The sequence below is a fragment of the Enterocloster sp. OA13 genome, assembly GCF_022440595.1.
Taxonomy (GTDB): Bacteria; Bacillota; Clostridia; order Lachnospirales; family Lachnospiraceae; genus Enterocloster; species Enterocloster hominis.
The window spans coordinates 2,865,074-2,885,013 of record NZ_JAKNTF010000001.1 but is presented as its reverse complement, the minus strand read 5'-3'; the positions used below and the strand labels follow the sequence as shown (position 1 = coordinate 2,885,013).

At 49.7% G+C, this 19,940-nt stretch carries 19 protein-coding genes and 2 tRNA genes; 19 read left to right on the top strand and 2 right to left on the bottom strand.

Annotated features, from left to right (window positions below; all coding sequences use genetic code 11):
* The first annotated feature begins 19 nt into the window (after positions 1–19).
* The 8 genes from MCJ35_RS12760 to MCJ35_RS12725 all read left to right on the top strand — a co-directional run bounded on the left by MCJ35_RS12760 (position 20) and on the right by MCJ35_RS12725 (position 10,047).
* The gene (locus MCJ35_RS12760; protein ID WP_025486887.1) at positions 20–913 is read left to right on the top strand and encodes a carbohydrate ABC transporter permease; all 894 of its coding nucleotides are present in this window, start codon (positions 20–22) and stop codon (positions 911–913) included.
* Positions 910–1,746: a carbohydrate ABC transporter permease gene (locus tag MCJ35_RS12755; protein ID WP_008717034.1), complete on the top strand. Its 837-nt coding sequence runs from the start codon at positions 910–912 to the stop codon at positions 1,744–1,746. Before MCJ35_RS12760 ends, MCJ35_RS12755 begins: the two co-directional genes overlap by 4 nt.
* A gap of 11 nt (positions 1,747–1,757) precedes the next feature.
* The gene (locus tag MCJ35_RS12750) at positions 1,758–3,161 is read left to right on the top strand and encodes an ABC transporter substrate-binding protein (RefSeq protein WP_025486888.1); all 1,404 of its coding nucleotides are present in this window, start codon (positions 1,758–1,760) and stop codon (positions 3,159–3,161) included.
* 75 nt (positions 3,162–3,236) lie between these two features.
* Positions 3,237–4,424 carry an MGH1-like glycoside hydrolase domain-containing protein gene (locus MCJ35_RS12745; RefSeq protein WP_025486889.1) on the top strand — a complete coding sequence of 396 codons (1,188 nt, stop codon included), beginning with the start codon at positions 3,237–3,239 and terminating at the stop codon, positions 4,422–4,424.
* Positions 4,411–5,424, top strand: coding sequence for an aldo/keto reductase (locus MCJ35_RS12740; protein WP_025486890.1), 1,014 nt, complete (start codon positions 4,411–4,413; stop codon positions 5,422–5,424). The genes MCJ35_RS12745 and MCJ35_RS12740 overlap by 14 nt, the downstream gene beginning before the upstream one ends.
* A gap of 27 nt (positions 5,425–5,451) precedes the next feature.
* Positions 5,452–6,615: an oligogalacturonate lyase family protein gene (locus MCJ35_RS12735; RefSeq protein ID WP_025486891.1), complete on the top strand. Its 1,164-nt coding sequence runs from the start codon at positions 5,452–5,454 to the stop codon at positions 6,613–6,615.
* Position 6,616: 1 nt separating this feature from the next.
* Entirely contained in the window at positions 6,617–8,416 is a 1,800-nt protein-coding gene (locus MCJ35_RS12730) for a sensor histidine kinase (RefSeq protein ID WP_025486892.1), read from the top strand.
* Positions 8,417–8,457: 41 nt separating this feature from the next.
* A complete protein-coding gene (locus MCJ35_RS12725; protein ID WP_008717028.1) occupies positions 8,458–10,047 on the top strand; it encodes a response regulator transcription factor in 1,590 nt (529 codons plus the stop codon).
* Here MCJ35_RS12725 and MCJ35_RS12720 read toward each other — a convergent pair.
* Positions 10,040–11,005, bottom strand: coding sequence for a LysR family transcriptional regulator (locus tag MCJ35_RS12720; RefSeq protein ID WP_025486893.1), 966 nt, complete (start codon positions 11,003–11,005; stop codon positions 10,040–10,042). The two genes, MCJ35_RS12725 and MCJ35_RS12720, sit on opposite strands and share 8 nt — an antisense overlap.
* Before the next feature lie 214 nt (positions 11,006–11,219).
* Here MCJ35_RS12720 and MCJ35_RS12715 point away from each other — a divergent pair, with 214 nt between their 5' ends.
* Both MCJ35_RS12715 and MCJ35_RS12710 read left to right on the top strand, forming a co-directional pair.
* A complete protein-coding gene (locus MCJ35_RS12715; protein ID WP_025486894.1) occupies positions 11,220–12,530 on the top strand; it encodes a 2-hydroxycarboxylate transporter family protein in 1,311 nt (436 codons plus the stop codon).
* A 17-nt stretch (positions 12,531–12,547) separates the two neighbouring features.
* Positions 12,548–13,729 (top strand): mandelate racemase/muconate lactonizing enzyme family protein, encoded by a 1,182-nt coding sequence (locus MCJ35_RS12710; protein ID WP_240299508.1) that lies wholly within the window; start codon positions 12,548–12,550, stop codon positions 13,727–13,729.
* A 96-nt stretch (positions 13,730–13,825) separates the two neighbouring features.
* Here the strand turns inward: MCJ35_RS12710 and MCJ35_RS12705 are convergent, their stop codons facing one another.
* Positions 13,826–14,161 carry a DUF4397 domain-containing protein gene (locus tag MCJ35_RS12705; RefSeq protein WP_025486896.1) on the bottom strand — a complete coding sequence of 112 codons (336 nt, stop codon included), beginning with the start codon at positions 14,159–14,161 and terminating at the stop codon, positions 13,826–13,828.
* A gap of 97 nt (positions 14,162–14,258) precedes the next feature.
* Between MCJ35_RS12705 and MCJ35_RS12700 the strand changes: the two genes are divergently transcribed.
* The 9 genes from MCJ35_RS12700 (at position 14,259) to MCJ35_RS12665 (ending at position 19,928) form a co-directional block, all read left to right on the top strand.
* Complete coding sequence (locus MCJ35_RS12700) at positions 14,259–14,657, top strand: hypothetical protein (protein WP_025486897.1); 399 nt, start codon at positions 14,259–14,261, stop codon at positions 14,655–14,657.
* A gap of 472 nt (positions 14,658–15,129) precedes the next feature.
* Positions 15,130–16,038: an Rpn family recombination-promoting nuclease/putative transposase gene (locus MCJ35_RS12695; RefSeq protein WP_034578206.1), complete on the top strand. Its 909-nt coding sequence runs from the start codon at positions 15,130–15,132 to the stop codon at positions 16,036–16,038.
* A gap of 173 nt (positions 16,039–16,211) precedes the next feature.
* Positions 16,212–16,706: an NADH-quinone oxidoreductase subunit NuoE family protein gene (locus tag MCJ35_RS12690; protein ID WP_025486899.1), complete on the top strand. Its 495-nt coding sequence runs from the start codon at positions 16,212–16,214 to the stop codon at positions 16,704–16,706.
* A 106-nt stretch (positions 16,707–16,812) separates the two neighbouring features.
* Positions 16,813–17,223: a DUF2500 domain-containing protein gene (locus MCJ35_RS12685; RefSeq protein WP_025486900.1), complete on the top strand. Its 411-nt coding sequence runs from the start codon at positions 16,813–16,815 to the stop codon at positions 17,221–17,223.
* A gap of 89 nt (positions 17,224–17,312) precedes the next feature.
* Positions 17,313–17,400 (top strand) — tRNA-Tyr (locus MCJ35_RS12680).
* 49 nt (positions 17,401–17,449) lie between these two features.
* Positions 17,450–17,536 (top strand) — tRNA-Ser (locus tag MCJ35_RS12675).
* Between the two features lie 147 nt (positions 17,537–17,683).
* The gene (locus MCJ35_RS31640) at positions 17,684–17,809 is read left to right on the top strand and encodes a hypothetical protein (RefSeq protein ID WP_268886789.1); all 126 of its coding nucleotides are present in this window, start codon (positions 17,684–17,686) and stop codon (positions 17,807–17,809) included.
* Between the two features lie 65 nt (positions 17,810–17,874).
* A complete protein-coding gene (locus MCJ35_RS12670) occupies positions 17,875–18,141 on the top strand; it encodes a hypothetical protein (RefSeq protein ID WP_025486901.1) in 267 nt (88 codons plus the stop codon).
* A gap of 326 nt (positions 18,142–18,467) precedes the next feature.
* The gene (locus MCJ35_RS12665; RefSeq protein WP_008717010.1) at positions 18,468–19,928 is read left to right on the top strand and encodes a Na+/H+ antiporter NhaC family protein; all 1,461 of its coding nucleotides are present in this window, start codon (positions 18,468–18,470) and stop codon (positions 19,926–19,928) included.
* Positions 19,929–19,940: the final 12 nt, after the last annotated feature.

Below are 19,940 nucleotides of genomic sequence, written 5' to 3'. Positions count from 1 at the left end.
AGAAGAGGGGAATGAGGATATGAGTAAGAAGATTGGAAGCAGGTACCTGCCATATTGTTTTTTGACGCCGGCAATCGTGTTTTTGCTGCTGTTCATGGCATACCCGATCCTGAACGTGTTTTATTACAGCCTTCAGAACTATGCCACCAACAAGCCTTATCTGAGAGGATTTGTGGGGCCTGGCAATATCATAAAAATCCTGACAGAGGATAAGACCTTCAGGGCCAGCCTCCTTGTCTCTGTTAAATGGGTGGTTGTCCAGGTGGGGCTTCAGCTGGTATTCGGGCTTATGATTGCCCTGGTCCTGAACCAGAGGTTTAGGGGCCGTGGCATCTTAAGGGCCATTGTGTTCGCGCCGTGGGCCGTGTCAGGCGTGCTGACATCCATGATGTGGTCGTTAATGTACAATGAGAATATGGGCGTGGTCAATGACTTTCTCATGAAAATGGGTATCATTAAGAAGGGGATTGCATGGATTTCCGGTTACGGCACCTCCTTTGCAGCCTTGACGGTTGCGGAACTGTGGCGCGGTATCCCGTTTTTTGCCATCATGCTTCTGGCGGGCCTTCAGAGCATACCGGATGAGGAGTATGAAGCGTGTTCGGTTGACGGAGGGACCAGATGGAGCAAATTCCTCTACATTACCTTGCCGCATCTTAAGGAAACCATTGTATTGTCCACCCTTTTAAGGGCTGTGTGGGAGTTTAACAATGTGGATGTAATCTACAACCTGACGGGAGGCGGGCCGGTGAACCGTACCATGACCCTGACCATGTATATAACCCAGACAGCCATCAGGGACAGTAACTTTGGATACGGATCCGCCATTGCAGTGATTTCATTTGTCATCCTGGCGGTGTTCGCAGCAGCCTATATTAAGCTGACAGGATTCGGAGAGGAGGAGAAGGCATGAAAGCCAGGAAATGGAAGGATTTAATCATATACCGTCTGCTGCCACTGACCGCGTTTGTGGGTTTCATCTGTTTCCCCTTTTACTGGACATTGGTCACGTCCCTGAAGGTGGAGGGGGACATCATCAAGCGGCCTGTGCGCTACCTGCCTGACCCGGCGACCGCCATGAATTATGTCACGGCCTGGAGGGATGTGGGCTTTTCCCAGTATTTCCTTAACAGCCTCCTGGTATCTGCCGTGGCCTGCCTCATGACGGTGGCCAGCGCACTGCTGGTGGGATATGCCCTGTCCAGATTTAAGTTTAAAGGGAAACAGCCGTTCATGCTGGTGCTTTTATGTACCCAGTTCATACCCAGCGCCATGTTGATTATACCGCTGTTCATTACATTCTCAAAGCTGCACCTGATTAACAACCACTGGTCCCTGATCCTGGTTTACACCACATTCCAGATTCCATTTTCATCCATCATGATGAAGGGGTTTGTGGAGAAGATACCGTATCATCTGGAGGAAGCCGCCTATGTGGACGGATGCTCCAGGTTCCAGGCCCTGGTCAAGGTGGTGCTGCCCGTGCTGACGCCGGGAGTGGTGGCGTGCGCGTCATTTTCCTTTATATCCTGTTGGAATGAATTCCTGTTTGCACTGATGTTTGTGAACAATACAAAGAAATTCACCATACCGGTAGGTCTTTCGTTCATGCAGGGACAATTTGATATTAACTATGGGGCGCTGGCAGCAGGAAGCATGATTGCGCTGGCCCCGGCGATTCTGATGTTCATATATGTGCAGAAGTATCTGGTCGGCGGTTTGACGGCCGGAGCTGTAAAAGGATAAGGAGGTTCATTATGAGGAAGAAATTATTAGCAGTGACACTGGGGGTGTGTATGGCAGGTTCCATGCTGTACGGATGCGGTTCCAAGGAGGATGCGCCGGCTGCCCCGGCCGGACAGGCCACGGAGGCTCTTGAAAGCGCGGACGGAAAGGGGGATGCCGGAAAAGCGGATAATGGAAAGGCTGCCTCCGGGGAGGTTAAGACCGTTGTTTTCTGGGATGAGAATGCAGGTCCCAACCGGACGCCGTATTATGAGGAGCTGATTAAACGGTTTGAGGAGCAGAACCCAGATATCAAGATTGAGTATGTGGGCCTTCCCAACAGTGATGCGAAGAACAAGATTGAGGTTGCGGTAACCGGAAACGCTGCCCCGGATGTGTGCGGCATGCCGCCCCAGTGGCAGGCAGGATTCATCTTAAATGACGCCCTGGAGCCACTTGATGCGTACTTTGATTCATGGGAGGAACATGACAAGATTAACCAGTCCATCGTCCAATCCCTGCGCACCTTGTCCGTGGATGACAAACTGTACTGTATACCTAACACATCCACCTTTAACCCGATGTTCTGGGGAAGGAAGGACTGGTTTGAGGAGAAAGGGGTGGAGGCGCCCGGGACTTGGGATGACTTCTATGATCTGGTTGAACTGTTTACGGACAGCGATGCAGGCACCTACGGGTTCAGCATCCGCGGCGGGGCAGGCGGCCCCATGCAGCTTCAGGAATACCTGTACGCATATTCCGGCATCACGCAGCCATTTACGGAGGATGGGAAATCCACGCTCAATGACCCGAAGAACGTGGAGGCCCTGGACCGGCTTAAGGATATCTATAACAAGTACACACCGGAGAGCGATATTTCCAACGGATATAAGGAAATGGTAGCTGCCTTTGATACTGGAAGTGCGGCAATGATACAGCATAACCTGGGTTCCTTCGGCGAACACAGCAAGACCCTGGGAGAAGGTAAGTTCTTTGCATTCGCACCGCCTGTATCAGCCACGGGGAAACGTGTGATTTCCGGCGGCTATCCGGTCAATGGCTATGTCATGTTCAGGCAGTCCCAGGTCAAGGATGAGGCGTGGAGGTTCATCAGCTTCCTGTGCTCCGCGGAGTCACAGAGTTACTGGAACCAGAACATTGGCCAGGTGCCTACCCACACGGACCTGACCAATGAAGACTGGGTCGTAAACACACAGCACATCAATGAGGCAATGAAGATGCAGTCTGATGACAATACGATTGCTTTCCCGTATCCTCTGTATCTGCCGGATTACCAGTCCATCCAGGATTCCATTGCAGCGCCGGGATTCCAGGCAGTGCTGGCAGGACAGAAATCCTCGGAGGAGTTCCTGACAGAATGGGCAGATGCCATGACAGGTGCGGAGGCAGAATATACGCAGCTGATTAAGAAATAACAGGCGGCAGGAAGGGATACGGATGACAGGAATCCGTATCCCTTCCTGTCCATGTAAGATAAGAGGAGGAAAGTCATGAATTACGGTAAAAGTGAATGGGGGCCAGTGCTTGACTATGTGAAAATGCTTCACGGAAAAAGCCAGTTCCAGCCCCAGGGCGTGCTGCCTTATCCATGGGAGGATATCGGCCCTGGCTACTGCTACGGCCCGGCATTTGGACATTGGGATGCAGTGCACATCGCCCTGGACCTTCTTGAGGATGATCCGGCCCAGGCCAGGTATCAGATTGACAACCTGATAAGCCTTCAGCAGGAGGACGGCATGATCCCAAGTATCATATGGATGAGGGAGGATGCCCCTGCGGACTGGGCGCCGGACCAGACCCATCCCCCGGTGTGGGTATCTGCGGCAGATCTGATATATGGGAGAAACAGGGATAAGGCGTGGCTGAAAACCTGTGCGGATGCCCTTGAACGCCAGGTGTCCTGGTTTGAACACAGCCGCAGGGCAATGGACGGAGGCTTTTATTATACGGATATTAAAAACCATCTCTGGGAAAGCGGCGTGGATGAGGGAATCCGGTTCATGGAGGTCCCGGAAGGGGAAAAGTCCTGTGTGGATGCCTGTTCCCACGTATATCTCATGTATGACCGCCTTCTGGCATGGCAGCAGGAACTGTACGGTATCAGGGACAGGACCCTTGAGGAAAAAAGGGATGGCCTGGGACAGTATATAAGGAATGTCCTGTATGACAGGGAAACAGGTTTCTTCTATGACAGTTGGTCCGTGGACTGTCCCAAATACAGGCACCTGTGCCTGGAAGGCTTCTGGCCGGTGATTGTGGGGGCCGCGGATCCTGAACAGGCCGGATATATCATTGAGCGCCATATGATGAATGAACAGGAATTCCTGTCACGGCACCCTGTCCCTACCGTCTCCCTGCAGGATTCCCTGTATGAGAAACGGATGTGGAGAGGCCCTGCCTGGAATTCCATGACCATGTGGGCTGCCAGGGGCTGTATGAGGTATGGCAGATATGAGGAGGCAGGGCGCCTGCTGGAAGCCGCCCTTGACGGGACTTCCCGGATTTATTCCCAGACCGGCTGTATCTGGGAATTCTATGATTCCCTTGGAGGACGGCCGGAACAGGTACAAAGGAAACCGCAGACCGGGTTTAACATGCCCTGCAGGGATTATCTGGGCCATAATCCATTGCATTACATGGCCGGGCTTTGGGAGGAGTGCAGGCATGCGAAGCGATAAAGGAATCCGCGGACAGGCGGGCAATGACCGGAGATACAGTTCCAGGTTCTGCTGTGCGGATGGTACCCCCGTCAGCACCATAGCGCTGGGGACCATGTATTTTGGCAGCAGGATAAGCAGGACAGAGTCAGCTAAGCTGCTCCAGGTATATACATCCCTAGGCGGGAACCAGATTGATACGGCCAGGAGCTATGCCAGCTGGCTGGATGGCCGGGACGGTACAAGCGAGCAGGCCATCGGCATGTGGCTGAAGGAACACGGGAAGAGGGAAACTCTTTTTATCGGAACCAAAGGCGGACTGATGCCAAGAGGATATAACAGGGACCGGGGCTGTCTGTCCTGTTCCCATCTGGAGGAAGAACTCCATAAAAGCCTGGATGCCCTGGGAACAGGATACGTGGATGTGTTCTGGCTTCACAGGGATGAGAGGGAGCGCCCGGTAGAGGAGATTGTGGATACCTGTGATGCATTGGTCCGTCAGGGACTGGTCCGCTATGTGGGCGCTTCCAACTGGACCACGGAGCGGATCCAGGCAGCCAATGCCTATGCTGGGGCGGCGGGGAAACAGGGGTTCTCCATGAGCCAGATACAGTTTGGATTGGGCGTCTGTACACCTGAGGCATGGGGGGATGAATCCGTTATCTGCATGGATCCTGTATCCTATGAATGGTACAGGACGGCAGATATTCCTCTGTACGCCTATTCCGCCCAGGCCCAGGGCTTTTTCAGCCTGTATCTGGAACAGGGGGAGGATGCACTGAATGAAGACACAAGGAAAAAATATCTGACAGAGGAAAATATGGCAAGGGCCAGGAGGGTCAGGGAAGCCAGCCTTCGGACAGGGATTGATGTATCATCCCTGGTCATACAGTATGTGCTGACCAGGGAATTTGAGACCTTCCTGATCCTTGGGTGCAGCAAGGCGGCGCGGATACGGGATGCATTTGCATCCATGGACCTGCAGATACCGGAACTTCTGGATGTGAGGGAAAAAATGTGATATAAATGGTATAGAAAGGGGACAGCCATGACAGGAGACAGGTTTCCGTCAGAAATAAAAGAGTATACGGACCCAAAAAGCGGGCTGCGCATCAAACAGCTGACGGACAGACATGTGAATTTCCATATGTATTTTACAGATAATTCCTTTGATGGGGATAGTAACTCCATATACTTTTTCTCGGACCGCTGTAATGGCAGGGGTATTTATAACCTGTTCCATATGGAGCTGGATACAGGCGTGATGACCCAGGTAACGGATGAGCCGGAGGGGGTCTGGCTGAGCACGGCCACCAAGACAAGGGACAGCCGGTATCTTGTGTACTGGTCCGGATGCCGTTTAAAGGTGATGGATACGCGGGAAAAGACCGTGAAGGTGGTATATGAAGACCATGACATGCTGGTACAGAATTTCTCGGTCAGCAGCGACAGGAAGCGGATTGGGTTCATACGCAATGAGGATGTGGGGGCCAGGCAGGACGGCGGCCCTAATTATTCGGGATTTAAGGATAAAATGTATGCAATCAAGGACAGCCGGATTTCCGTGGTCAACATGGATGGCACGGGTTTCCATGATGTGTGGAGGGATACCAACTGGCTGTCGCATTTCCAGTTTTCCCCGGACAATCCTTCCATTGCCATGTTCTGCCATGAAGGGCCGTGGAACTGCGTGAACCAGAGGATATGGCTTATCAACATGGACAATGGGCATGTGTGGCCCTGTTTCCGGCAGGGGGAGGACGACTGCGTGGGACACGAGTTCTGGACAAGGGATGGGATGATTGTGTTCGACAACCGGGGAGCCGGCCATGACGGCACCATTTCCTCGGACAGGACCCAGGTATTCACGCCGCCTTCCTCAGGAGGCAGGCAGCCCTATTTCGGTATTGCGGATAAAACCGGACAGGTACAAAGGACGGTCCCCATGCCTTTTTACTGTAACCATTACATGGCCAATCCGGTAAAGGATGAGTTCGTGGGGGATGGAACGGATGATATCGTATTGATCCGTATGGGGACAGATGGGAAACCAACCCTCCGGGTGCTGGCAAACCATAATACCACATGGCTGTACCAGCACTCCCACTGCCACCCGACGTTCAGCTGGGACGGCCGTAAGATCCTGTATGCGGCTGATACGGATGAAGGACACTGTAATCTGTTTTTAATTGAGGATTGGGAGCAGGAATGAGATGAAAGGATTTGACACCGGCCGGAAAACGGCAATGAAGCATATACCGGTTATGTGGCTTTTAGTGATTGTGTTCGTGCCCGTGATGGTGGTGACAATCCTTATTATGGGCACTACGTTCCAGCGCATGTCATATAACCAGGTGACGGAAAGCTCAAGGGCCAACATGCTTAATTCGCTGACCCAGTCAACCAGCGTGCTTGACAGCCGTATGGCGGATCTGATGGAGCGGTTCCAGTACATTGAGAACAGCAGTGACATGCTGTCCCTTGCCCTTGTGATGTCACAGGAAAATGTGGACAGGGCCAAGGGACAGTATTATATCAACCTGAGGAAAAGCATTGACGACCAGTTTGTGTCATCTGGTTCCTTCCTGGATTCCGTAATCATTGATTTTAATGACAGCCGGTTCCGGATGTACCGGTGTGAGGATATACCGGTAAAGATTGATTTTAACTACGACGCATGGTATGGACGCAACCAGTCCATCTATAACTGGAGCTTTCTTCACGACGATACCATTTTCCAGGTGACGGATGCGGAAAACAACCGTAAGAACAACCGGGTGTTCTCCCTGTACAGGCTGTACGGCAAGCCGGGGCAGCCCGGACGGGGCGGGATTGTGTTTAATATCCGGGAATCCATGTTCCGGGATATGCTGACCATACCGGATATCAGTGAAAATGGATATGTGGCCCTGATCCATGACGGCAGCCTTATACGTTATAAGGATGTGGATGAGTCTTATACGCTGTCGGCACAGTCCCTGCGCCGTCTCCAGCAGATGGCGGATGTATCCGCCGGAATCAAGGTTAAGAGCGTCTCCGGGCAGGAAATGATGGTATATACAAGGCATCTGAAGACAAATGGCTGGCTTGTGGCCGCATTACTGCCAACCAATGAAATGTTCCACGATGTGCGCACGATGCAGAACTCCATTCATTTTACCATGATTGCAGTGATTGTGTGCAGCGTGCTGGCCTGTGTGGTGCTGAGCCGCCTGATCGTGCTGCCCATCAAACGGCTGACCGACACCGTATCCGTTGAGGACGTCACTTCAATCGCCAATGTCTCCTCAGGCGGCGCCAGGGAGATACAGATCCTCAGCGACAAAATCAATGAACTGCTGTCCAGGGTAAGGCAGCTGATTGAACAGGTAAAAGAGGAGCAGGAGAAAAAGCGGGAGGCAGAACTCTCCCTGATGCAGGAACAGATTAACCCGCATTTTCTGTATAATACGCTGTATTCCGTACAGCAGCTCTGTGAACTGGATGAATCAAAGGAGGCCAGCGCCATGGTCCTGGCCCTGTCCAATTTTTTCAGGACCGGATTAAGCCGGGGGGAAGATGTCATAACCATAGACACGGAAATCAACCATGTAAAAAATTATCTTGTAATCCAGCACATGAAATATGGGGATAAATTTGAATATGAAATAGAGATAGCCCCGGATATACGGGACTGCCGTATCCTGAAGCTGACGCTGCAGCCCCTTGTGGAGAACGCGCTGCACCACGGCATACAGAATCAGGCCGGAAAAGGTATGATTACCATTACCGGGAAGCGTGAGGGCGGGCGTATCCTGTTTGAGGTAAGGGATACAGGAGCTGGAATGGCCAGTGAACGGCTGGAGCAGGTCCGAAAAAGCATGAATCAGGAAGAAGGATACAGCCAGGTAAGCTTTGGGCTGAGGAATGTGTATTCCAGGCTTATGCTTTATTATGACGGGGAAGCCGGGCTGGAGATTGAGAGCGTACAGGGGCGGGGAACGGTCATAAAGGTGTATATCCCTGTGACCTGAAATCCCTGGAACAGATCCCGGCTGTTGAAAAAGGAGGTTTTATGTACCGTGTATTGATTGCGGATGATGACGCCATCATCCGCAGGGGACTTAAAAAGACAATTGACTGGGAAAGCTATGGAATGGAAATCGTGGGGGTTGCATGTGACGGACAGGAAGCCCTTTCCATGCTAAAGGAGCTTGCTCCCCATCTGCTGCTGACTGATATTAAGATGCCTCAGATGTCCGGGATTGAGCTTATGAAGGAGGCCCGCATTCTTTATCCGGATATCCAGGTCATCCTTCTGACTGCATATGAGGATTTTGAGTATGCAAAGGAGGCAATTAAGCATAAGGCATGCGATTATCTCCTGAAGCCGTTGGCCAGGGAGGAACTTTTGGAATCGGTCCTGAACACAAAGAAGCAGTTTGAAAGCCGTATGAGGGATACCCACCGGAAGAATAAAAGCATACCGCTTTTAAGCCGCCAGTTCATCAATGACCTGATGGCGGGTTATTATGGCAAGGCCAGGATAGAAGAAGCCATACAGGAATTAGGGCTGAAGATATACAAGGAGAACCTGATTGCCCTGGACCTGCTGATTGTGGACTATTATGACAGGACCAGGGATCTGTGGGGGGAGCTTCTTAAATATGCGGTCTATAACTGTGTCCAGGAGCTGAGCCAGTCCGTGGATGGCTGTGCGGTAGAAGTCTTTCAGGGAAATGCAGACCATGTGTATATCATCCTGTCCAGCCAGGACGGGGGATGCGGCCTGGAGGAACAAGGGACAGGATTTGCAGGGAAAATCCGTGGGACCATACTGGAGGTGCTGGACGTGGAGACGGCGCTGGGAATCGGAAACCGGTATTCTGGCCTGGAACGGCTGGAGGACTCCATACAGGAAGCGTTCACAGCCTTAAAATACAGACATTTATCAGAGCGGGAGGGTTACTCCGTATTTCATGAAGCCGTGACCTGGGAATCCGGGAAAAGGGCAGAGCTGGGCGAGGGAAATAAGCTGCTTATCCAGAAAGTCCTGCTGGGCAGCCGTGAGCAGGCCCTGGGGCTTTTAGAGCAGTGCAGGGCCAGGGTCCTGAAGGAAGGAATCACCCTTGGGAACCTCCGCATGTGGTGCATCGGCCTTATCGCCCATCTGCTGCAGGAAACAGGGAACTGGAGCCGCCTGGAAGGAAGCCATGATTACTATGAATACTGTGACAGGATATGCGCCAGTTCAGACCTGTCCCGGATATTCGGGATTGTGGCGGACCTGATCCGTGATATCTGCGCAGGGGTTAACGAGACACAGGCAGACTCCAAAACAGTCCTGGCCCACAAGGCGGAAACGTATATAAGGAATAATTATCCGGACAGTGAGCTGTCCCTGAATGATGTGGCGGAAGAACTCCACGTAAGCCCGGTCTACCTGTCCATCCTGTTTAAGAAGATAAAGCAGGTTACATTTTCCGACTTCCTGTCAGAAATCCGGATGGAAGCTGCCAGGGAACTGGTGGAGCACACCAGCCTTAAGACATATGAGATTGGGGAACGGGTGGGCTATGTCAATGCCAATTATTTCTCCTGTCTGTTTAAACGGCGGTATCATGTGTCGGTGTCGGAGTATAGGAAACAGAAGGGGGTTATATGATGCTGGGGCTGGCTGTATTTGGATACAGGGCAGGAATCACATGATTACGTACAATAGAGATTACTTCATGAATCAAATCCAGTTTTGTACTGTTCCTGTTATAGTATACACGGATATTCTGGTTGGGCATGATGTTATTTAGTGTGCAGAAATATACATTGCTATTCAGGGCAAGCCTTTCCCATTCGCAGAGGCTCTGTGATGTAAAGAAAATACCCATCCCCTTTCCTGCCAATTGGGCTGCGAGGGGAGGAAAATCATAGATGAAGATATCGCCTGGGCGGAAGCTATATTTGTTCATCTCGATTTCCAGATACCGCTGATAGCTGTTTCCTGATTCGGCACAGACAAAGGGCTGCTCATTCAGTAAGGATGGGGAAATCAGAAATGGGTTGTATAATGAGCAGTCACCATATTCCATATCATTGATTATCCCTAATTTGCTGGGAACAATATAGATAAGGTTCTCCTTTGATAAAGGCTCCTCCACAATATCGGTATCGGAAAATGAAAAGTTAAGGGATCCAAAAGCAATATCGATAGAACCCGAATGAAAGGTATTTTCCAGTGTATCATAATTTCCGTTTTTTACAATAATCTGGATTTCCGGATGCAATTCCTGAAAGATGGGCAGTAAAATAGGAAGCCAGAACTGGCTCCGTCCTTTTCCAATCCCAATTGTGAACTGGGGCTTTTTTCTTGCAAAGGAAGAAAGCTGTGCTTTGAGATTGAACTGAAGCTGATGGATACGGCTCATCTCTTTTATATACAGCACGCCGGCCTGCGTCAACTTGATGGGCGGGCGCTGCCGGTCAAATAGTTTCACTCCCAATTCTTCTTCTAATTTATTAATGGAGGCTGTCAGGGCTGGCTGGGAAATAAAAAGCCTGGCAGCTGCCTTTGTCATATTCTGTTCTTCTGCAATTGTCATTACATATTCCAAACGGTCAAAAGACATGAAAACCTCCTTGGCGATAAGTGGGTGGTTATGGGGCAATCCAATATTATATATTGGACAAAATGCTGTACTGTTCCCTATAATTATTAATAAATAATACAATATCAAATAAAGCAAGTCAATGAGGGGGTATTGTATTATTGATTTTAATCAGGACCGGCCGGTTCCGTTTTTTAAAATCAGGAAAATAAATCCCATAAGGAGGCTTTTTGGTGTGGAGAAGTTAAATAAAGTGACATGGATGGGGCTGCCGGTGTATCTGTGGATAATCATGGCTGTCTCAGTATTTGCCGGAATGTATGTCGGGGCATTGGGGACTGATTTTGGGGCTACATTATTCTGGCTTACGGTAGTGGGCGGAATCATCATGGGAGTTGGAAACCAGCTGCCGGTTATAAAGGACTATCTGGGAGGAGGTCCATTATTATTGTTATTGCTTGGTTCCTTTGCCACATGGTCAGGCTGGATTCCTGATAAGTATGTGGAAGCAACCAATACATGGATGGCTACAATCAATTTTCAGGCTTTCTATCTGACACTGCTGATTGTAGGGGCAGTCATGGCGATTGAGCGGAAAACCCTGCTTCGTTCCCTGATTGGTTATCTGCCATGTATCCTTGGCGGATTAGCCGGGGCCGCTGTTATGGCAATGATAGCCGGTGTCCTGTTTTTTGGTTTGGATATAGGTGATATCCTCATGACATATGTCATGCCAATCATGGGCGGTGGAAGTGCCGCGGGTGCATTGCCAATGAGCAGTATATATGAGGAGGTTACAGGTAAAGACAAGGATGTTTATTATGGGATTGCAATGTCGGCATTGATGGTGGCCAATATCCTCTGTATTTTCTTTGCGGTCGCATTAGACATCATAGGGAAGAAATTTCCGAAACTGACAGGAGACGGTACACAATTAATGCGGACAAAGGGCGAGCAGGAGAATGCAGCAGAAGACCTGTCCGGCTATTCCTGTACGATGCAGGATATTGGGAACGGGTTACTGATCATGGTCAGCTGCTGGGTATTTGCCGGCCTGTTAAGCAAATGGCTGCTACCTAAAATCCTTGGGGTATCCATTCATCAATATGCATACCTTGTTGTCATAGCAGTAATCATGAATGTTACCGGAATTCTTCCCGGCACCCTGAGAAAAGGAATCAGCAAAATGTATAAGTTTATTAATGTAGGACTGGCTCCGGCGGTTTTTGGCGGTATGGCTATTTCCCTATTGGATTTCCAGAGCTTCATTGATGCGCTGTCAGTGACAACTTTATGCATAGCTGTATTTATTATCATTGGATGTATAATCGGAAGCGCAATTGCAGGTTATTTTGTTGGATATTATCCAGTGGATGCTGCAATTACAGGTGGATTATGCATGGCCAATATGGGCGGTTCCGGGGATATGCTGATTCTGGCCGCCGGTCACCGTATGGGGCTTATGACATATGCATCCATATCTTCCAGAATCGGAGGTGCGATTGTACTTGCCATTTCCGGGGTGGTGTTTGGTTTGTTTGGATGACAGGGAACAGGAGATGAATGATGAAAATAAAGGACTTACAGATTATTCGTGCAAATCGGTTTGTATATTGTAAAATATTTACAGATAATGGCCTGGTTGGATTAGGTGAAAGCGGGGCGTGGGGATTCCTGGAGGCAAGTGCTGCGGCATTGAAAACATTCCGTGAATATCTGATTGGCAAGGACCCCTTGCAGATTGAGCACCATTGGCAATACCTATACCGTTTTTCACATTTTCGGGGAGCAGCCATCATGGGTGCGGTCAGCGCGGTGGATATTGCATTGTGGGACATAAAAGGAAAATATTTCAATGCTCCGGTGTGGCAGCTCTTAAGTGGGCAGTGCCGTAACAAAGTACGTGTATATGCCCATATATCTGGTAGGACAGTAGAGGAGCAGATTGAGCATTGCCTGAAAGCAAAAGAGGAAGGATTCACAGCACTAGGGCACATCAACCCGTTTTTGGATGAACCTTCCAGCATACCGTATTCTGATGGAAGCAGTTCTATGCTTTATAAGGCAGAGGAAAGGGTGGGGCTTATACGGGATGCAGTTGGCAGGGATATGGATTTATGTCTGGAGCTGCACAGGCGGCTGGAACCGGCATTGGCTATTGCGTTGTCAGGTAAACTAGAACAATTTAATCCAATGTTTTTGGAAGATCCCATCCGGCCTGATAATTTTGATGCCATGGCCCAGGTGGCGTCCATGTCAAGGATTCCCATTGCCACCGGGGAGAGGATACATAATATATTTGAATTTCAAATGCTTTTGGAAAGAAAAGCATGCCATTATGTAAGGGCAAGCATATGTCTTTGCGGAGGGATTACCGGTGCCATGAAAATTGCGGCGCTGGCAGAATCACATCATTGCAGCCTGGTGCCCCATAATCCCTTAAGTCCTGTGGCAACTAACGCTGAACTGAATCTTTGTACGGCAATTGATAATCTGGCAATTGCGGAATATCCGTCACCTTATGTGCGTTCAACACAGGACCTGTTTATGAACAGTAACAATAAAAATCTGTGTATGAAAGATATGGTAAATCATATACCGGATGTAAAAGATGGGTATATTGAAATTCCCACAGGACCTGGTATTGGAATTGAGCTGATTCCTGATGTGGAAGATAAGTTCCCATTCCAGCCACATAAGATTAACACACGGCTGTATGAAGACGGCTCCATCTGCGACCAGTAAATCCGGATGAGTAAAACGTGGCAGGAAATATAATGCCAACCTGCCCCAAGGGACACCAGGCTTAGCCCGGTGTCCCTTTTAGGGCAGATGCGCCTATTACTGTACCGTTGTCTGGAGCCAGAAGTTAGAGCCTGAACCGGCCAGGGTAACGGTTGTGGATGTGTTGCGCTGGAAAGACATCCAGGTATCCACGATTGGCGTACGCATGTTGTTACCCCTGTAGATGGTTATGCGGTAGCGGCCTGGTGCCACATTATAGAACCGGGTGAAATCCAGGAAGTTTAAGTTAGATACAACCAGCCTGTTATTCACGTAAATCTGGATTGGGCCTCGGACCGCTGCATTGTAAAACCGCACCCGTGCAATGGAAACCGGGAAAACCGTGCCTGGGAGGATCACACCCCAGTTCCATGACCAGTCAGGGTTCACCACAGGAGGAATAGGCCTTGGAGGAACAGGTCGTGGGGGAACAGGCCTTGGAGGAATGGGCCTTGGGGGGATGGGCCTTGGGGGAACAGGTCTTGGAGGAATGGGCCTAGGTGGTGTGGGCCTGTCGGGTCTTACCGGTGGTGTGGGCCTGTCGGGCCTTACCGGAGGGTTAGGTCTGTCAGGTCTTATTGGAGGGTTGGGCCTGTCGGGCCTTGCCGGAGGGTTGGGCCTGTCAGGTCTTACCGGAGGATTCGGTCTGTCCGGAATAGGAGGAACCGGCCGGTCCGGTAAAGGAGCAACCGGTCTGTCCGGCATAGGCATTGCAGGCTGTGCCATCATGGGCTGGGTCTGCATGGGTTGGGCCATCATAGGCTGTGCCTGCATGGGCTGGGCAGTGCGTCCGGACATAGGGGCGCCAAAAACCTGGTCCTCCTCCGGGCTGTCTGTATATGGGATGATTGGGTCATACTCCTGTGAATTAACCCAGTCTTCTGAATAGTCCATATCAGATTGTAAATCATCAGGCAGCAATTCATCCGCCTGCAGGTCATCAGGCATGGATTCATCCATCTGCAGGTCATCAGGCTGTAATTCAGAACCTGCTGCAGGGTAAGGATAGAGGTCTTCCGGCACGGAAGGATAGTAGTCGTCGTAATACATACAGTAACCTTTCATAATACGCTTTGTCATATCTTATGCGGCGGAATTGGATTGGTGAGTTGGCTATGCGGTTCAAATAAGTTTCAGGACTATTTTACAAGTCTTGACGTGACGGTGGTTCCGTGATATTTTATAGATATGATTCTCAATGGCGTTCTGCTAATGACAATCTTTAAGGGATATTCTCCCTGTGATTCCCAATGTGTGATAAAAGAATATGGTTCAATGGTCAGGTGGTGGTTTCATGGATGTGTAAAGCTGTATTTTCTTGCAACAGATGGAAAGATTGATTATAATAAAAGGAGATACATATGGATATAGCTGTGAAAAACAGGCAGACCGTCAAGCGGCTTAAAGAACTGACCCTGTTGGACCGCTTTTTATTTGCGGAAACCATGGAGGACAAAAGGAACCTTCAGTTAATACTTTCAATTATCCTGGGAAAAGAGCTGGAATTAAAAGGACAGCCACAGGTGGAGAAGGAATTGAGGACAGCGCCCTGGCTGCGCTCCATCCGACTGGATGTGTATACGACGGATGAGGAACGGCGCGTCTATTCAACCGAAGTGCAGAAAATCAATACGGGGAACCTGGTTAAGAGAAGCAGGTTTTACCAGGCGCTGATTGACGGCTCCCTTCTAATGCCGGGGGAGATTGATTTTAATGAGATGCAGCCCTCGTATCTGATATCCATCATGCCCTTTGATTTATGGGGATATGGGAGGTATAAGTATACCTTCAGGATGACCTGTCAGGAGCAGGAAGGATTGCTTTTGGAGGATGGGGCAAGCAGGATATTTTTAAATACCCATGGGACGAATGGGGAGGGAGTGGGCACGGAACTGATAGAGCTGCTCCATTATATGGAGCACACTACAGACCAGGCGGCATCCCATAGCACCAGCCAGCGTATCAAAGAACTGCACGGACGGGTCAGTCAGCTAAAAGCCAGTGAAGAGATTGGAGTGAAGTATATGCAGGAGTGGGAAGAGAGGATATATCTGCAACAGGAAGCAAGGGCAGAAGGCGAGGCAGCCGGTGAGTCCGTGAAGCTAATCAAACAGGTAAGGAAGAAGGCGGCAAAGGGCGTTACGGCAGAGGCGTGTGCGGATATGCTGGAAGAGGAAGTTTACCTTATTGAAAAAATTTATGACATGATTAAAGCAAACCCGGACTGGGATGACACCAGGATATATGAGACGTTGAAAGTTTCCAGATAAAGGGGGGAAAGACGCTTTTTGGAATGCACGAACCCCTGTCTTCATGATACAATGAATAGAACAATCCGGAACATCAGAAGATATAGATGGGAAATAAAAGGATACAGCGGGAAATTCCGGTGTTATGGTACGCATTATATCATGGTACACATTATTATGGAGAAGGAGTATACATGCAGTCAGGTGATAATGAAAAGACAGATACAGAAGTAAGGGAAATACTGGATTATTACAAAGGACTTCCGGAACGCGGTTCGCAGGAGGTCATTGTAAGCATGCTGAGGGAACTTCAGGACGTATGCGGATGGATTGGACCCTCTGTTCTGGAGGAGGCGGCACAGACGGCCGGGGTGAAGGAATCCCTTATAGAAATCATAATGAAACGGTATCCCAGCCTGAAGAAATCACCGTATGTCCATGAAATCACTGTCTGCACAGGCCAAAACTGTGCATCCAGGGATAACCTTAAGCTGCTGCAGGAGTTGAGGCAGCGGCTTAAGATAGGCGGTGACGGTATCTCCCAGGATGGGAGGATATATATGAAAACAAGGGCATGCCTGAAACAGTGCAGGACAGCCCCTAATATCATGGTAGATGGGAAGATATACAGTGGAAAGAGTGTAAAGGAGATTGTTTCCATGGTCACGGGCCATGGCACGCATATATAAAATAGTCAGATTATATTAAACAAAATGTAAAACAGACCCCCATGCCGATGTGCTACTATGTAAATATAAAATTCTGGAAATAAACCGGAACAGGAGGGATGTACATTTGTTTATGGATTCGTTTTTCTGGGGAGGCGGTTTTGAGGTAATTTTTTCCCTGATGTTTGTAATTGTAATTGGGATGTTTGTGGTAGTGGCAGTAAAGGGGATTGGACAGTGGAATAAGAATAACCAGTCGCCAAGGCTGACCGTGCCCGCATCGGTAACTGCAAAGCGTACCAATGTGAGCCATCATAGGCATGCCAATGCCGGGGACATGACCGGCGCACATGGATTCCACTCCACCTCGTCCACCAGTTATTATGTGACATTCCAGGTGGAGAGCGGAGACAGGATGGAACTGTCCGTGACAGGCAGGGAATACGGGATGCTTTCAGAGGGGGACACAGGGAAGCTGAGCTTCCAGGGAACCAGGTATCTTGGGTTTGAGAGGCTGGATGTGAAGGCCGGGATATGAAAATCTGCATAAAACAGCAAAATAATGCATATCTGCACAGGTTACCGTGTTATAGTACATTCATCGGAAACATAAATAACCGATAACACGCGCCGGTATGCAAACGGCTGAAGCAAGCGGTCTGTAAAACCGTGACCCTGGTGGTAAACATTGTTGGTTCAAATCCAACCTGGCGCATGCGTGTATTTGGGAATCGGGTATCCTTTTTTTCAAATGCACCGTCCGGGCAAATGTGGCAGAGTGGCTGAATGCGGCTCCCCGCTAAGGAGTTGGCCGGGTAACCGGCCCGAAGGTTCGAATCCTTCCATTTGCGTACTTGACATGGAAAAAGGACTATGTATATACTGTAACTGTGAAATGCAGGGGGTTACCGTGCGCTGTTAAACGTGCACAGGGAATGGATTTTTATATACGCCCCGGCAAAGTGTATAAAGAATCGTGGAAAGGAAATGAGTGGATCATGGCAGTCAGGAACATTAACAGGGAATTGAGTTATGGGCAGTCCGGTGCAGGTAGTTATCAGTATCACTACGGCAGCGGACGGATTGGCGTAACAGAGAACCAGGACTGCCAGGGCGCCCATTAATACAGAATGGAAATATGGGGCCTCACAGCAGGCCCTTTTTGATGCAGAAAGAGAGGAAGATTACCGTGCATCAGACCATGTTTCCATTACTAGTCATGAATATACTTGAAAACCATGCCACAAAGGACCATCCTTTAACCATCACAGAGATTACGGATTTCATTAACCGGGAGTTTGCCCCGTTTGCGATGGAAAAGGATAACGTGGTGAACCGTTCCACTGTCATGCGGATCCTGGATGCAATGGAGTTCTGGACAGAGGGGAATCTGTTTAATTTCCACGTGGTGCAGTGCGGGACGGATGGCAAGAAGATGTTCTGTCTGGAACGTTGAAAAATAGACAATCAAATGATATAAAGACAAGCGAACGTGATATAGGAAGGGCTCCCAGGCATCCGGCCGGATGTGGGGAGTCCTTTTCTTATGAAAAACAGTGGTTAATTATGCACAATTAGAACTGGATAATAAAACATATAATAGAAGTATTGACATTGGTTTGACGAACCGATGCCGCCGGATACCTGTATTAATGTCCTTCTTATATAAAAAAGATGGTAAGAAATTATAAAATTTTCATAAGTGTTGGAGCTCCAACATATCCATGGGAAAAAGCCTGTTATAATTTTAACTATCTTAAGGGACGGATTGGGGCGAAGGATATGAAGACAGAGGAAACCAAACTTACATTTTATGGTAATCAGGCGTTTGCCATGCTGCCGCTGGTGGGATATATACTTATCGGCGGGACATTTTCAGTTGGACTTCACTATTATTCCATGAAGGGGCTGTCCTTTGCGGCGGCGGTATCCCTCTTTGCAGGATTTTTCCTCTGCAGGGAGAAGGACCGGTATTGGGACAGCGTGGTCCATGGTCTTGCCCAGTATGGTAATTCCAGGCTGATATTTGTATTCATGGTCATCGGCATTTTTTCCAAGCTGATGAATACAGGAGGGATTGGGGACGGATTTATCTGGCTCAGCCTCAAGCTTGGGATTTCAAGAAGCGGATTTGTGGTATTCAGCTTCCTGGCCTCGGCCATGATTTCCATGGGGGCCGGCGCACCCATTGCGGCCATGTTTGCAGTGATACCCATTTTTTATCCGCCGGGAATCCTGCTGGGAGCCAATCCTGCCATGCTGGCAGGGGCTTTGATCAGCGGTATTTTCTTTGGGGATGCAATCTCCCCAAGCTCACAGGTCATCAATACGACCGTCATGATACAGCATGACGGAGTGACGGGACGGCCTGCAGACCTGCTTCAGACATTGAGGATGAGGACTCCCTATATCCTGGCGGCAGGCGGGTTAGCCATGGTGGTTTATCTGATATTCGGGGGACGCGGAGGCACCATGGGGGATATTTCACAGATATCAGCCATGTCCTCACCACAGGGGCTTTGGATGCTGGTCCCGCTGGCAGTCCTGCTGCTCGTCTGTTTCCGGACCGGGAACCTGTTCATGGGATTGTCATTTGCCATTGTGTCAGGATTCGCGGTGGGACTTCTGACAGGGGTTCTTGCCCCATCGGATATCGTGGCCATTGACTATGGCACCTCGGGGCTGAAAGGGGTTATCTTTGAAGGCATCAGCGGAATGCTGGATGTGGTGGTTTCCACTATCCTGCTGTATGGGCTGATTGCGGTTGCCGTGGATGGAGGCATGATGGAGCGGTGCTGTTCCTGGCTTTTAAGCAGGAAGATCATGGGAACCACACGTGGCGCCGAAACCATACTTACAGCGGGAATCATCATTACCAATATACTTCTGGCAGGCTGTGTGCTGCCGTCCATCCTGATGTTCGGCAGCATGGCGGACAGGATTGGACAGGAAAGCGGCATATCCCCGGAGCGCAGGAGCATCCTCCTGACAGCCAATGCAACGAATTTCAGTTCCATCATTCCTATTAACAGTGCATTTGTCATGGGCAGTGTGACAATTATCAATGAAATGGTGCAAAAGCACAGCTATCTCCCGACCGTGTCCCCATTCCAGATCTTCAGTGCTGCATTTTACTGCCTGTTCCTTACAGGAATCTGTGTTATCTGGGTAGCCGTGGGGGAGAGAGCAGGCAAGTTCGGACACCAAAAGGCCCAGGGAATTTCTGCGGTGAGGGGAAGCTGATACGGGAGCCGA

Coding starts and splice junctions, on each gene's coding strand:
- MCJ35_RS12760 (WP_025486887.1), top strand. CDS start 20: ATGAGTAAGAAGATTGGAAGCAGGTACCTGCCATATTGTTTTTTGACG.
- MCJ35_RS12755 (WP_008717034.1), top strand. CDS start 910: ATGAAAGCCAGGAAATGGAAGGATTTAATCATATACCGTCTGCTGCCA.
- MCJ35_RS12750 (WP_025486888.1), top strand. CDS start 1,758: ATGAGGAAGAAATTATTAGCAGTGACACTGGGGGTGTGTATGGCAGGT.
- MCJ35_RS12745 (WP_025486889.1), top strand. CDS start 3,237: ATGAATTACGGTAAAAGTGAATGGGGGCCAGTGCTTGACTATGTGAAA.
- MCJ35_RS12740 (WP_025486890.1), top strand. CDS start 4,411: ATGCGAAGCGATAAAGGAATCCGCGGACAGGCGGGCAATGACCGGAGA.
- MCJ35_RS12735 (WP_025486891.1), top strand. CDS start 5,452: ATGACAGGAGACAGGTTTCCGTCAGAAATAAAAGAGTATACGGACCCA.
- MCJ35_RS12730 (WP_025486892.1), top strand. CDS start 6,617: ATGAAAGGATTTGACACCGGCCGGAAAACGGCAATGAAGCATATACCG.
- MCJ35_RS12725 (WP_008717028.1), top strand. CDS start 8,458: ATGTACCGTGTATTGATTGCGGATGATGACGCCATCATCCGCAGGGGA.
- MCJ35_RS12720 (WP_025486893.1), bottom strand. CDS start 11,005: ATGTCTTTTGACCGTTTGGAATATGTAATGACAATTGCAGAAGAACAG.
- MCJ35_RS12710 (WP_240299508.1), top strand. CDS start 12,548: ATGATGAAAATAAAGGACTTACAGATTATTCGTGCAAATCGGTTTGTA.
- MCJ35_RS12700 (WP_025486897.1), top strand. CDS start 14,259: ATGGGCCTAGGTGGTGTGGGCCTGTCGGGTCTTACCGGTGGTGTGGGC.
- MCJ35_RS12695 (WP_034578206.1), top strand. CDS start 15,130: ATGGATATAGCTGTGAAAAACAGGCAGACCGTCAAGCGGCTTAAAGAA.
- MCJ35_RS12690 (WP_025486899.1), top strand. CDS start 16,212: ATGCAGTCAGGTGATAATGAAAAGACAGATACAGAAGTAAGGGAAATA.
- MCJ35_RS31640 (WP_268886789.1), top strand. CDS start 17,684: ATGGCAGTCAGGAACATTAACAGGGAATTGAGTTATGGGCAGTCCGGT.
- MCJ35_RS12665 (WP_008717010.1), top strand. CDS start 18,468: ATGAAGACAGAGGAAACCAAACTTACATTTTATGGTAATCAGGCGTTT.